The organism is Aquabacterium sp. (genome assembly GCF_044226965.1).
Classification (GTDB): Bacteria; Pseudomonadota; Gammaproteobacteria; order Burkholderiales; family Burkholderiaceae_C; genus Pseudaquabacterium.
The window spans coordinates 18,974-31,931 of record NZ_JBGAGA010000012.1 but is presented as its reverse complement, the minus strand read 5'-3'; the positions used below and the strand labels follow the sequence as shown (position 1 = coordinate 31,931).

The 12,958-nt window shown below is 71.6% G+C and carries 12 protein-coding genes; 4 read left to right on the top strand and 8 right to left on the bottom strand.

The genetic code is table 11. The features are described 5' to 3' along the window. Positions 1-156 precede the first annotated feature (156 nt). On the top strand, positions 157-1,182 hold the full coding sequence (locus ACILR4_RS07675; protein ID WP_395700255.1) for a LacI family DNA-binding transcriptional regulator: 1,026 nt from the start codon (positions 157-159) through the stop codon (positions 1,180-1,182). On the opposite strand, the gene ACILR4_RS07670 is transcribed toward ACILR4_RS07675, so the two are convergent. Then, positions 1,169-1,660: an MOSC domain-containing protein gene (locus ACILR4_RS07670; RefSeq protein WP_395700254.1), complete on the bottom strand. Its 492-nt coding sequence runs from the start codon at positions 1,658-1,660 to the stop codon at positions 1,169-1,171. The two genes, ACILR4_RS07675 and ACILR4_RS07670, sit on opposite strands and share 14 nt — an antisense overlap. Positions 1,661-1,791: 131 nt before the next feature. On the opposite strand from ACILR4_RS07670, the gene ACILR4_RS07665 reads away from it, so the two are divergent. Further along, complete coding sequence (locus ACILR4_RS07665; RefSeq protein ID WP_395700253.1) at positions 1,792-2,916, top strand: ATP-binding protein; 1,125 nt, start codon at positions 1,792-1,794, stop codon at positions 2,914-2,916. Between the two features lie 13 nt (positions 2,917-2,929). On the opposite strand, the gene ACILR4_RS07660 is transcribed toward ACILR4_RS07665, so the two are convergent. Further along, positions 2,930-3,616, bottom strand: coding sequence for a response regulator transcription factor (locus tag ACILR4_RS07660; protein WP_395700252.1), 687 nt, complete (start codon positions 3,614-3,616; stop codon positions 2,930-2,932). A gap of 269 nt (positions 3,617-3,885) precedes the next feature. Here ACILR4_RS07660 and ACILR4_RS07655 point away from each other — a divergent pair, with 269 nt between their 5' ends. Next, positions 3,886-5,517, top strand: coding sequence for a methyl-accepting chemotaxis protein (locus ACILR4_RS07655; protein WP_395700251.1), 1,632 nt, complete (start codon positions 3,886-3,888; stop codon positions 5,515-5,517). A gap of 17 nt (positions 5,518-5,534) precedes the next feature. On the opposite strand, the gene ACILR4_RS07650 is transcribed toward ACILR4_RS07655, so the two are convergent. The 6 genes from ACILR4_RS07650 to ACILR4_RS07625 form a co-directional block, all read right to left on the bottom strand. Beyond that, positions 5,535-6,230, bottom strand: coding sequence for a DUF2894 domain-containing protein (locus ACILR4_RS07650; protein ID WP_395700250.1), 696 nt, complete (start codon positions 6,228-6,230; stop codon positions 5,535-5,537). A 17-nt stretch (positions 6,231-6,247) separates the two neighbouring features. Next, entirely contained in the window at positions 6,248-6,898 is a 651-nt protein-coding gene (locus ACILR4_RS07645; RefSeq protein ID WP_395700249.1) for an OmpA family protein, read from the bottom strand. 8 nt (positions 6,899-6,906) lie between these two features. After that, positions 6,907-8,928: a hypothetical protein gene (locus ACILR4_RS07640; RefSeq protein WP_395700248.1), complete on the bottom strand. Its 2,022-nt coding sequence runs from the start codon at positions 8,926-8,928 to the stop codon at positions 6,907-6,909. Then, positions 8,925-9,605 (bottom strand): DUF3348 family protein, encoded by a 681-nt coding sequence (locus tag ACILR4_RS07635; protein WP_395700247.1) that lies wholly within the window; start codon positions 9,603-9,605, stop codon positions 8,925-8,927. The genes ACILR4_RS07640 and ACILR4_RS07635 overlap by 4 nt, the downstream gene beginning before the upstream one ends. A gap of 131 nt (positions 9,606-9,736) precedes the next feature. Continuing rightward, complete coding sequence (locus tag ACILR4_RS07630) at positions 9,737-10,522, bottom strand: EF-hand domain-containing protein (protein ID WP_395700246.1); 786 nt, start codon at positions 10,520-10,522, stop codon at positions 9,737-9,739. A 161-nt stretch (positions 10,523-10,683) separates the two neighbouring features. Further along, entirely contained in the window at positions 10,684-11,793 is a 1,110-nt protein-coding gene (locus ACILR4_RS07625) for an acyl-CoA dehydrogenase (protein WP_395700245.1), read from the bottom strand. Between the two features lie 182 nt (positions 11,794-11,975). On the opposite strand from ACILR4_RS07625, the gene ACILR4_RS07620 reads away from it, so the two are divergent. Further along, the gene (locus tag ACILR4_RS07620) at positions 11,976-12,938 is read left to right on the top strand and encodes a chemotaxis protein CheX (protein WP_395700244.1); all 963 of its coding nucleotides are present in this window, start codon (positions 11,976-11,978) and stop codon (positions 12,936-12,938) included. Positions 12,939-12,958 lie beyond the last annotated feature (20 nt).

Below are 12,958 nucleotides of genomic sequence, written 5' to 3'. Positions count from 1 at the left end.
CGACGAATGGTAACGTTGTCATTTGGTGCCGCACAACAGCGTGAATCAGGGTTTCTGCCGAGTACGCGAAGCGCAGTCGGGGTGTGGGGTGAATGGTAACGTTGTCATTCGCAGCGTCAAGTAGCCCGCTGCGGGAGTCGGATAATCCGCGCCTGCATGAGCCCGCCCGCCGCCCCCAAGTCCGTCACGCTGCACGACGTCGCCCGAGAAGCGAAGGTCTCGCTGATCACCGCGTCGCGCGCGATCAGCAACCCCGAGGTGGTGTCCAAGTCCACCATCGAGCGGGTGATGAGGGCCGTGCAGATAACGGGTTATGTCCCCAACCGTCTGGCCGGCGGTCTGAAGTCCAAGCGCAGCATGACGGTGGCCGCGCTGGTGCCGGTGATCTCGGTGCCGCAGTTCCTGCCGACGGTGCAGACGCTGACCGAGACGCTGGACCGCGCCGGCTACCAGCTGATACTGGGCCAGACCGGCTACGACCGCGCGCGCGAATCGGCGCTGCTGGAAACCATGATCAGCCGCCGGGTCGACGGCATCGTGATGGCCGGCCTGCTGGACCCGCTGGCGGCAGTGGAACGGCTGCGCCGGCTGGGCACGCCGGTCGTCGAGACCTGGGACCTGACCGACCGGCCGGTGGACATGCTGGTCGGCTTCTCGCATGTGAAAGTGGGCAGCGCGGTGGCCGGCTACTTCCTGGCCAAGGGCTGGCGCAGGCTGGCCATCGCCACCGCCGATGACCACCGCGCGCTGCAGCGGCGCGACGGCTTCGTCTCGGCCGTGGGGCGCGAGGTGCCCACGGTGCTGGTGAAGGCCCCCAGCACGCTGCGCCTGGGCCGCGAGGCGCTGGGCCAGCTGCTGGCGCAGGACCCCGGCATCGAGGCCATCTACTGCAGCTCCGACGGCCTGGCCGATGGCGTGATGATCGAGGCCCGCGCGCGCGGCATCCGCATCCCCGAGCAGCTGGCGGTGTGCGGCTTCGGCGACGCCGACTTCGCCGCGCACCTGGAGCCGGCGCTGTCCACCGTGCACATCGAAGGCGCCGAGATCGGCCGCCGCGCCGCCGAGATGATCATCGCCCGCTGCCGCGGCGAGACGGTGGCGCAGCCGATCATCGACATCGGCTTTCGCATCGTCGAGCGCGCGTCGACGCTGGGCGCCGGGCAGCCGGCTAGGCGACGCTGACCACGCTGCCCACCGCGATCGCGCCGCCCTCGAGGATGCGCGCGGTCATGCCGCCATGCCCGCGCATCGCGGCATAGCCGCCGGGGCCGATGAGCTCTTCCATGCGCGAGCAGGGCTGGCAGGGGCCGACGATCTGCAGCAGTGCGCCGCCGACGCGCAGCCGGGCATTCTTCAGCGCCAGCAGGTTGATGCCCGAGACCACCAGGTTGCGGCGCAGCCCGACCGGGTCGATCGGGCCGCTGCGCGCGAGGCTGGCGATGATGGGCAGGTGCTCCTGCTGGATCAGGGTGACCTGGCGCGTGGACAGCTCGGCCTCGCCGCGCCGGCCCAGGCGGTCGTCGGCCAGGCCGATGCCGGCCAGCGCGGTGGTGGCCTCGACACGGCGGGCCGGGTCGCGCGGCGCGCCGCGCACGACGATCACCTCGACGCGGCCCTGGATGTGCGGTGGCGGGGTGTTCAGGTCGCGCAGCGTCTTCATCGGGGTCGCACCTTAGCGCAGTTCGCGTCGCGGCGGCGCGCCGGTTGTCGCGGGCTGGCAATGCCCATAGTTGACCGTCCGGTGGCGGGATGGGCTAATCTGCGGACCTCTCGCATGTAACGTGGCACGCGATGTACGGCTCCCAGGAATACAGCCCGCTGCGCCTGATCGAACTGGTCAACGATACCGTTCCTTCGATGCTGGCCTACTGGGACGCCGACCTGCGCTGCCGGTACGCCAACAAGGCCTACCTCCGATGGTTCGGCGCGGACCCGCGCCACCTGCTGGGCAAGCTGATGGTCGACCTGCTGGGGCCGGAGCTCTTCGCGTTGAACGAGCCCTATGTGCGCGGCGCGCTGGCGGGCAAGCCCCAGGAATTCGAGCGCATCGTGCCCGGCCCGGACGGCACCCGGCGCCATTCCCTCGCGCACTACATCCCGGACATCGTCGACGGCACCGTGGCCGGCTTCGTGGTGCAGGTGACCGAGATCACCCAGCAGCGCCGCGCCGAGCGCGCGCTGCAGGACGAGCAGGGCATGCGGGTGGAGCTGGAAGAGCGCAGCCGCGCGCTGGCCGAAAGCCTGCGCGAGCGCTCCGAACTGCTGGACCTGCTGGCGCACGAGGTGCGGCAGCCGCTGAACAACGCCAATGCGGCCCTCCAGGCGGCCAATGCAGCCCTGTCCGGCGCCGGCTTGACGCGGCCCGGCGAACTGGAGCGGGCCCATGCGGTGATCAGTCAGGTGACCTCCAGCATCGACAACACGCTGGCGGTGATGGCGCTGCTGAGCCGGGCGCAACCCATCGGCCAGATCGACAGCGACGTGGACCTGGTGGTGTCGCTGGCCATCGGGGACCTGGTGGAGCCGGCGCGCAAGCGCATCGTGGTCGATCGCCGCACGACGACGCGCACCGCGCAGATGGATCCGAGCCTGATGCGCCTGGCGCTGCACAACCTGCTCGCGAACGCGGCCAAGTTCAGCCCGCCCGATGCCCCCATCACGGTGCGGCTGATGGACAGCGAAGAGCCGCTGGCGCTGCTGATCCAGGTCTGCGACCAGGGGCCGGGGCTGGACCAGAAGGCCCGGTCCAGGCTGTTCCAGCGCGGCGGCAAAGGCGAGAGTCCGCAGTCCGGCCATGGGCTGGGCCTGTACATCGTGCGCCGCGTGATGGAACTGCACGGCGGCACGATCGACCTGGTTGACGATGACGGCCATGGCGCCTGCCTGCGGCTGACGCTGCCGCAGGGCATGGCCTGACCGCCGCGCGGCCTCACACGGCGGTCAGCGGCGCCTTGAACACGTAGCCCAGCCGCGGCTGGGCATGCAGCGGAACCGCCAGGGGGGTGGCGCGCTCGATGCGGCGGCGCAGGCGGTAGACGGTGGCCGTCAGGGTGTTCTCGGCGGATTCACCGGCGCTGTGGCCCAGCCGCGCGTGCAGCGTCTCCCGCGTGACCGTGGCGCCCACGGCGCCGACGAAGCACTCCAGCAGCGCCAGGTCGGCCTCGCTCAATTCGACGGAGGCGCCGTCCGGGGCCACCAGCTGCCGCGTGGCACGCAGCAGCCGCCAGCCCTCTGCCTTCGCCATCGACAGCACGGCCCGGCGATGGACGGCCCGAACGGCGAGCGCCACCTGGTCGAACTGCACCGGCTTCGTCAGGTACATGTCGCCCCCGGCCAGCACGATCTGCTCGAACACCTCGCCGCCCAGGCGGCCGGAGACGACCAGGATGCCGGCGCTCGAGCGCCGGCGCAGCAGCCGGATCAGGTCCAGCCCGTCCAGCCCCTGCAGGCCCAGGTCGACCACGTAGAACTCGAAGGCGAACCCCTGGGGGTCGGTGATCAGGTCCTCACCGCTGGCAAAGGTCGACGTCGCGATGCCCAGCGAACGCAGGTGGGTGGCCAGGTACTCGCGGTAGTCGCCTTCGTCCTCGACGAGGGCCAGGGTTCTGGGAAACATGGCCGGCCATTGTCTCGCCGATGCACGGGGGGTCGACGATAGCCACTGCAACAACCAGCGCCCGAGCAGCAGGGGGTTCTTTGCCTTATTTCACATTTCAATCCGGCTGGTGCCGAACGATGATTTAGAAATCACCACAAGTGATCGATAAGTGATCAAAATGAGATCACATTGATAAAAATGACACCCGTCAAACGCTGCTCCAGGCGGCAGGGTAGGGCCGCTGCAGGGTGGGAACTGACCCGCTTGAACAACCCCAGGAACGCGCGATGAAACTCGCATCTCTCACGGTACGCGCCAAGCTGGCGGGCGCCTTCGCCCTGCTGGTGGCGCTGGTCGCGTTGGTCTCGGTGATTGCGCTGCGCGCGCTGGGCAGCAACCACGAGGACTTTGCCGACTATGTCAACGAACAGGTCTTTCGCATGGGGCTTGCCAATGACGTGCTCGATGCGGCCAATGCCCGCGCCATTGCGGCGAGCAATCTCCTGTTGGTCTCGGAGGCCCAGGACCGGGAAGCCGAGAAGGCCGCCGTGGAAGCGGCCCACGCCAAGATGGGTGCCAGCCTGGTCAAGCTGAAGAAGGCCCTGGCCGAGAGTACCGCCGCCTCGGCAGTCGAGCGCAGTCGCTTTGAAGCCCTCGAGGCGGCGGAAGCGAAGTACGGACCGGTGGCGTTGGGCATCGTCAAGCTGGCGCTGGACGACAAGCGCGATGAGGCGATCGCGGCCCTGAACCGCGACTGCCGGCCGCTGCTGGCGGCCTTGGTGAAGGCGGCCGACGACTACGTGTCCGATGCCGACACGAACGCGGCAGACCGCGTCCGGCTGGCCGGCGAGAGCTACACCCGCAGCCTGGTGACCCTGCTGTCGGCTTGCATGATGGCAGCCGCCGTCGCAACCCTGCTCGGCTGGCTGATCGTCCGGGACCTGGTGCGGGCCCTCGGTGCCGAACCCCACGACCTGGGCAAGGCCGCGCAACGCATCGCGGCGGGCGACCTGGGCACCGTGGAAGGCGCCGCATCCGCGCCGGCCGGCAGTGTGCTCAGCTCGCTGGTGGCCATGCAGCAGAGCCTGTCGACCGTGGTCGGCCAGGTGCGCAGTTCGTCCGATTCCATTGCCACCGGCTCGTCGCAGATTGCGATGGGCAATGCCGACCTGTCGCAGCGCACCGAGCAGCAGGCGTCGAGCCTGCAGCAGACGGCCGCCTCGATGGAGGAGATGAACGCGACCGTGCGCAACAACGCGGAGACCGCCCTGCAGGCGACCCAGCTGGCCGGCGCTGCCAGCGCGGCGGCCAGCCGCGGCGGCGAGGTCGTTGCCGAAGTGGTGGTCGTGATGGACGACATCACGACCAGTTCGCGCAAGATCGCCGACATCATCGGCGTCATCGACGGCATCGCCTTCCAGACCAACATCCTGGCGCTCAATGCCGCGGTCGAGGCTGCCCGCGCCGGCGAGCAGGGTCGCGGCTTCGCCGTCGTGGCTGGCGAGGTGCGCAGCCTTGCGCAGCGCAGCGCCGAGGCGGCGCGGGAGATCAAGTCGCTGATCGGGTCGAGCGTGGAGAAGGTCGAGGCCGGTTCGCGCAAGGTGGGCGAGGCCGGCAGCACGATGTCGGACATCGTGGCGCAGGTCAAGCGGGTGGCCGACCTGATCGGCGAGATCAATGCGGCGACCACCGAGCAGACCAGCGGCATCGGCCAGGTGGCCACGGCGGTGTCGCAGCTCGACCAGGTGACGCAGCAGAACGCCGCGCTGGTCGAGGAGAGTGCGGCGGCCGCCGACAGCCTGCGCCAGCAGGCGCAGCGCCTGGCCGACCTGGTGAGCACCTTCAAGCTCGAGCACGGCGGCCGGGCCGCTGCCGGCGCGGGCACCGCGCCACAGCCCCACGCCATGGCGACCGCCTAGGCCCCGCCCCGCCAGGCTCAGCCCTTGATGCGCCGGCGGGTCGGCTTCTGCGCGCGCGCAGGGGTTGCCGCGGCGGCCTCGGCCGCACCGCGCAGCACGTCCTTCTGCAGCAGCGCGCTGCCGCCGTGCGCGTCTTCCAGCCACAGCAGCGTGTCCACCTCGGCGATGAAGTGCTCCAGGTACTCCGGCGAGAGTTCGCGCATCAGGCTCAGCGTGCGCACCACCAGCGCCTGCGAATGCAGCGGGCCGGCCTGGTCGGGCGCCTGGGCCTTCGATTGGCTCAGCCGGCGCTCGACATGCAGGCGCGACCAGGTGCGGCGGTGCTGGCGCAGGGCCTTCAATTCAACCGGCGCGGCGGGCACGGCGGCACCACCGGTCGGCGGCGACGCCGGTGCGCCGGGCAGGGGCGTCGCCGGCGGTGGCGGCGTGCCGGCCAGCTGGCGCACCAGCTCGGCCAGCGGGCCGTGGCCCGCAACGGCGGCGCCGGGGGCCCTGGCGGCAGCATCGCAGGCCTGGTCGTCGGACAGGCGCTGCGCACACTGGGCCAGCAGCACGGCGAGCCTTTCGTCCAGCAGCGCGCGCGTGCGGCCCTGCAGCGCCGCGGCGCGCCGCGCCAGTGCCTCGAGCCGGTGGTAGGGCACCGGGTCGCGCTGCTGCAGCCCGCGCGCACGCCAGGCGGCCAGCATCGCGGCGACGGCCTCCTGCTGCACCATGGGCGATCAGGCGCCGTTCAGGGGCGCTTGGCCACGCCGCCGGCCCAACGCGGCACCGGTGCCAGCTCGACCCGGCGGTTCTGCGCACGGCCCTGCGCGTCGGCATTGGAGGCCACCGGCTGCTCGGGCCCGAAGGCCGCGGCGAACAGCGCGGACGAGGGCACGCCCTCGGCCATCAGCGCCCGCATCACCGTCAGCGCGCGCTGGGCCGAGAGTTCCCAGTTGTCCTCGAACGCGCGGTTGCCCGCGCGCAGCCGCCGGTCGTCGGTGAAGCCGCTGACCATCAGGATCTCGTCGCGCTCCTTCAGATAGGCCGCCAAGGGCGCGGCCAGGCCTTTCAGCAGCTGCTGGCCCTCGGGCTGCAAGTCGTCGGAGTTCTGCGCGAACAGCACGCTGCCGCTGATGCCGATGCGGCCGTTGTTCATCGTCACCCGGCCCGAGGCCAGCGGGATCGCCAGCGCGCGCTCCAGCGCCTGGCGGCGCTGCTCTTCCTGCTGGCGCTTCCGGACCTCGGTGTCGAGCTTGGTCGCCAGGTCCAGCTGCACGCCGATCACGCACACCAGCATCAGCACGAAGGCACCGAGCAGGCCCGACATCAGGTCGCCGAACACCGCCCACACCGGCGCGCCGGACTCGAGCCCGGCATCGGCTTCGTCGTGGCCGCTCATCATCTGGACTAGGCCTCGGCGCCGGCCTCGGTGCCGACCTCGGCGCGCCGCGCCAGGCGCTGCAGGTCGTCGAGGATCTGCTTCTGCGCGCCCAGGCTGAGGTCGACGATCTCGCGCGCCTGGGCCACGTAGTAGGCCAGCTGCTCGTCGCTGCGCGCCATCGACTGGCTCAAGGCGGTTTCCACGCGCTGCAGCTGGGCCAGCAGCTGCGTGTTCGATTCGCCGAACTGCTGCACCGCCAGGCCAAAGGCCTCGCCCAGGCTGGCGATCTCCACCGCGCCGGCGCCCACCTGCGCCGCCACGCTGTCCAGCCGTTCGCGCTCGGCCTGCAGCTGGCTGCCGAACTGCGCGGCGGAGTCGTCCAGCGTGCGCTGCGAGCCGGTGACGAGCCGCTCGATGGCACTGGATGACGCACTGGCCATCGCCTCGATCGCGCTGCGTTGCCCGGCCGCGCTCTGCTGCGCCGACTGCAGCAGCTCGGCCAGCGCGGCCATCATGCGCTGGCGCTCGTCCAGCAGCGCGTTGTCGCGCGCCAGGCTCTGCGAGAACTGCTCGCGCATCTGGCCGATGACCTCGGCCGCGGCGCGCGGCGCGTCGGTGGCCGCGGCGGTGAGCCGGGCGATCTCGGCGATGGTGCTGCGGGCCTGGGCCTCGGTCTGCGCGGCAATCTCGCCGGCGGTGTCCTGCAGCGTCTGGCAGATCTGCTGCTGCTGCGCCAGCGTCTGCGCGCCGGCCTGCTGCCACTCGCGCTGCAGGCTGCCCGCGATGTGGTCCAGCGTGCCGGTGAAGGCCGCGACCCGCTGCTGATCCTGCGCGGCCAGCGTGGCCTGCAGCGCGGCGGCCTGCTCGGCGCTGCGCTGCTCGTGCGTGGCGAGCGTGTCGCGCCACTGCTGCGTGAGCTCGGCGATCGTGCGGCCGAAGCCCTGGTGCAGGTCGGCGAGCTGCTGCTGCACGGTGTCGCCGATGCGGGCGTGCAGTTCGTGGGTGGCCTGGCCGACGCGGGCATGCAGGTCGGTCGTCTCCTGCGCGACGAGCGCGCGCAGCTGGGTGGCGTGCTCGTCGAGCCGGCCGTGGAGCGCGACAGCTTCCTGCGCCAGCGCCTGCATCGTCGACGCCACGGCCGGCTCGATCGCGGCGCCGGCCAGGCGCGCGCCCTCGGCCAGGCTGCGCTGCAGCGTGCGGTCGACCGACGCGGCCAGCTGCGTGAACGCGGCTTCGGTGCCGCGCTGCAGGCTGTCCTGGCTGGCCAGCAGACGCTCGTGCAGGGCCTGTTGCTGGCGGTCCATCTGCTGCGCCAGCGCCTGCAGCTGCTGCACCAGCGCCGGCATGGCCTGCGCCTGCTGCACCAGCGCGGGCATGGCCTGCGCCTGCTGCTGCAGCGCCTGCAAGGCTTGCTGCCGCTGCTGCGCCAGCGAGTAACCCAGCGAGAAATGGCGCAAGGTGGTGGCGATGCGGCTGTCCAGCATCTGCGCGGCCAGCAGCCGCTCGCGCCGGCACAGCGCCGAGGCCAGGCCCAGCATGGCCGAGGCCGCGACGCCCGCCACCGAGGTGCCGAAGGCCAGGCCCAGGCCCTTCACCGGCGCGGCCAGCGAGCTGCGGATGGCCTGCAGGTCGGTGGTGCTCTCCAGCGCGGTGACGGTGCCGTTCAAGGTGACCACCATGCCCAGGAAGGTGCCCAGCATGCCCAGCAGCACCAGCAGGCCGACCAGGTAGGGCGTCAGCGCGGGCCCCGGCAGCGCGCTGCGCTCGCCTTCGATGCGCAGGCGCACCGGGTTCTGCAGGCTCGGGTGCAGGCGTGCCAGCCAGTCGCCCAGCTGCGGCAGGTCCTCGGGCAGCTCGCCCAGCGCACGCTGCAGCGTGCCGGTGGCCTGGCCGAAGCGCGCGAGCTCGATCGCGCCGAGCGCGAAGAAGGCGAAGATGGCCAGCGTCATCGTCAACGCCAGCGGATGGGCCGGGCCGTAGCCGGCGGCGATCCAGGCGATGGCCGCCGCGCCGATGGAGAAGACCGCCCACACACTCGTTCTGTTCATGCCTGTGGTTCTCGTTGCGGGGCGGCCTGCTCCAGGGCCTCGATCAGTCCATCCACCGGCTGCAGCCGCAGTTCCAGCTCGGCGCGCAGCAGGGTTTGCTGTGCGCGGCCGGTGTCGCCGGGCTCGGCGCCCTCGGGCGCGATGTGGGCCTGGGCCAGCGTGGGCACGTGCGAGAGCAGGTGGCGTTCACGCAGCCGCAGCAGGTCCTCCATCGCGGCGTCCAGTGCGGCCAGGCGCGCCAGGCGCGGCGAAGCGCGCTGCAGCAGCGCACGCAGCCGGGACCGCAAGGCGCCGATGCGCTCGGCCATCAGCCGCTGCATGGCCGCGTAGCTTTGGTGATAGGCGGCAGCGCCATCGATCTCGCGCAGCAGCGCGGCCTGCACATGCTCGCGTTCGGCCAGGGCCTGGCGCAGCAGCGCGGCGGCTTCGGGCGCCGCGGGGCCCTGTTCGGCCGCGTTCAGCGGCGCCAGCACGCCGGCCAGCGCAATGGCATCGGTCCAGTCCAGCCAGCCGCCGAGCCGCTCGGCCAACGAGGGTTCCGCCGCTGCGGGCCGGTTCTGCGCGGCCCGGTCCTGTGCGGCCCGGTCTTGTGCGGCCGGCGTTGCCGGCGTGGCGCCGGTCCATGCCGACAACTGGCGCACCAGCGACGACGTGGTGACGCCCGCGGCGCGCCGCAACCCTGGCTCCATTCCGACCTGCCCCAAGCACTTCTCGCAGCGGGTTCGACCCGCGCGAAAAAAGCGCGCAGTTTACTGCACGGGGTCAGCCGCGCCGGGCAGGGTCGGCCCGGGTGCGGCGGCGGGGCGGCTCAGCCGAAGTGGCCGAGCGTTGCGGAATCGAAATCGCGCAGGTGCGGCAGCAGCAGGCCGACCAGATCGACCGCATCGCCGCTGGGCGGGCCGGGCATGTGGTCGTCGTGGTTCAGCAGGCCGTCGTGGTTGTCGTCCAGCGAGGCGACCGCGGCCTTGATCTCGGCCGCGCTCATCACGCCATCCTGGTTGGTGTCGACGGCGGTGACCAGGGATTGCATCGCGTCATCGATCTTCGCGTGCCCGGCCCTCGGGTCCAGCACCGCCAGCAGTTCGGTCAGCGAGATGCCCTGGTCGTTGTTGGTGTCGAAACGCTTGATCAGCGCGTTCACCACCTCGTCGAGGGAGGGGGCATGGTGGTCTTCGACCGGCGGCGGCGGATTGCCGGCACCCGGCAGGCCGCCGGCCAGCAGCGCGGCCAGCACCGGCGTCAAGCCGTCCTGCGCCAGCGAGGGCCGCAGGTCGGCCGGGCTCAGCACGCCGTCGTGGTTGGTGTCCAGCTTGGTCAACGCGGTCGTGACCTCGGTCTTGGTCAGCTTGCCGTCGTCGTTGGTGTCGATCAGGCCGACCACCCGTTGCACGACCTGGTTCAGCCCATCGGGATGGTGGCCGCCGGGGTCGAGCACGGCGCTGATTTCGGCCAGGGTGATCGTCGCGTCCGCGTTGGTGTCGAAGGCGACGAAGAGCTTGTCGGTGGCCTCGGTGACGGTGGGCCAGCTGAGTGTTGCGACCGTGCCGCTGTCGCTGTCGGGGATGGCGGGGCGGACGAGGGGCAGTCTGGTCATGCATGTCCTTTCGAACCGGCCCGGGTGGGGGCCGCATGACTCGAAATCTAGCCCCGTCTGGCCGGGTGCGGGCGGGTTTAGGGTGACAAAGGATGACGCGGCCGCTACAAACCCATCAGGAACCTGTCCCTTCAATTCCTTGGGTCCGTTCACGCAACGGACTACCCCGGCGGGTCTGCGGGCGCCATGCCGGCCGGCAGCCACAGCGCATGCTGCGTGGCGGTGTGGAGATCGCGCCAGACGCGGTTGATGTCCTGCCGTGGGTCGGCAGCCTGCAGGCCGCACAGCGGGTACAGCCCGTCCACCGCCTGGCGCGCCACCTGCACGATCGTGCGCGACTGCCGCTCCAGGGCCTGCTCGGCTTCCAGCGGCAGCGCCGCGCCCGCGGCCACGCGCTGCCAGCTGTGGTCCAGCACCTCGTAGAACTCGCGCCGCGCCTGGGCCAGGGCGGCCTGCTCGGCCTGCCAGCGGGTCTGCAGCGCGGTGCCCAGCCGCGCATCGCGCTGCGCGAGCAGGGGCTCGGCCAGCGCGATGAAGCGCCCGGCCAGGCCCAGCAGGTTGGCCGCCAGCGTGACGAAGGCGAAGGGCCGGAACGGGAAGCGGTACAGCGGCCCGTCGACGGTGGCCGCTGCCGGCGTGATGTCGAAGGCCTGCTCGGGCGCGAGCCGGGCCGCGTCGACGGAGAAGGCCTGCGAGGCGCTGGCCTTCAGGCCGATGCTGTGCCAGCTGTCGTGCAGCGTGACCTGCGCGGCCGGCAGCACGAAGGCGCGCACGCGCGGCTGGCCGCGCTCGTCCAGGCAGGGGCGCCCGTCGCACTGCAGCTGGGCATTGCAGGTGAAGTGAGTGGCCATCGGCGCGCCGCTGGCATGGCCCCAGTGGCCGCTGAGCCGCCAGCCGTCGGCGCTGGCCTCGGCCACGCCGCCGGGCATGCCGCTGCCGGCCAGGCAGACCGCGGGCGTGGCCAGGATCGAGCGCGCCAGCGCGGGGGGCAGGAAGCCGGCGAACCAGCCGGCGCCGGCGCACAGGGTCACGGTCCAGCCGACGCTGCCGTCGGCGGCGGCCAGCGCCTCCTCCAGCCGCACCACCGCGGGCAGCGGCCATTCGTCGCCGCCCACCGCGCGTGGGGCCAGCATCTTCAGCCAGCCGCGCTGGTGGATCAGCGCCAGCTGCGGCGGCAGCAGCCGGCCTTCGGCTTCGGCCTGCGTAGCGGCGCTGCGCAGCGTGTGCAGATCGGCATCGGCCAGCGGGGAGGGGGCGTCGAGAGTGCTCAAGGGGGCAGGCCTGCCCGGCGGCGCGGGCGGTGGCGGGCGGTCGGAAGCGGGCATTGTGCGGGCAGCCCGCGGCGGGCCGGTCGCTCGCTCAAGCCCACCGGCCGGCGGCCGATACCAGCTTGCCGGCCTCCCGTTTCGGGCGGCTTTTCCTTCCCCACGACCCGAGCGAGGCGCAGATGCAGATGGCCGACCAGACATTCCTTGCCGCGAAGGTCCTGCTGCTGGAGCACGACCCGGTGCAGTACCCGCGGCTGCTGGAGTTCTGCGAATCGCTGGGCCTGGTGAGCGTGCCCTGCGCGGCGGCCGATGCGATGGACGCGCTGGCCCAGCACAAGGACCTGGCCGGCGTGCTGCTGGCCGAAGACCTGCCCTGCGACGCCCCGGACAGCCTGAAGCTGGCGATCGCGCTGCACCGCCAGCGGCCCGAGCTGCCGATCTTCCTGCGCCGCACCAGCGCGCGGCCGCTGAATGCGGACGAATCGCGCGCCGTCACCCACCCGTGGGCCAGCGAGGACATCGGCACGCTGCGCGCCCACATCGACCACAGCCTGTTCGGCCTGCGCTACCCGACGGTGCTGGTCAACGGCATCCTCGACCTGTCGCTGAACGCGCTGCGCTCGATGTTCCCGAATGCCGAGGTCGAGGCCGAGCCGCCCTACGTGGTGCACGACCGCATCATCTACGGCCAGGTGTCGACCTTGATCGCGCTGGAATCGACCTGGTGCCGCGGCTACATGATGCTGCAGACCGAGGAGGGCGCGCTGCGCCAGGGCATGGCCCAGGGCATGGGCTACGAGGGCGTGGGCGGCGACCTGGGTTTCCGCGAGCTGAACAACCTGCTGGGCGAGACCACCAACCTGATCTGGGGCGCGTTCAAGAACCGCTACATCCCGCCGCAGGCCTTTGCCACGCAGCAGACGCAGGTGCCCATCGTCATCAACCACGAGCAGAAGTACATCTCGTTCGGCTCGCAGGACCCGCAGCTGTGCATCCGCTACCAGCTCACCGACCCGCGGCGCCCGCGGCAGCGGCCGCTGATCATCGTGCAGCGCTTCATCTTCAACCTGCTGTTCGAGGCCGAGGCCTTCACCGAATTCGCGCAGCCCGCGGCCACCGCCACCACGGGCGAGCTGGAACTCTTCTAGAACAACAAGGAACACCGACC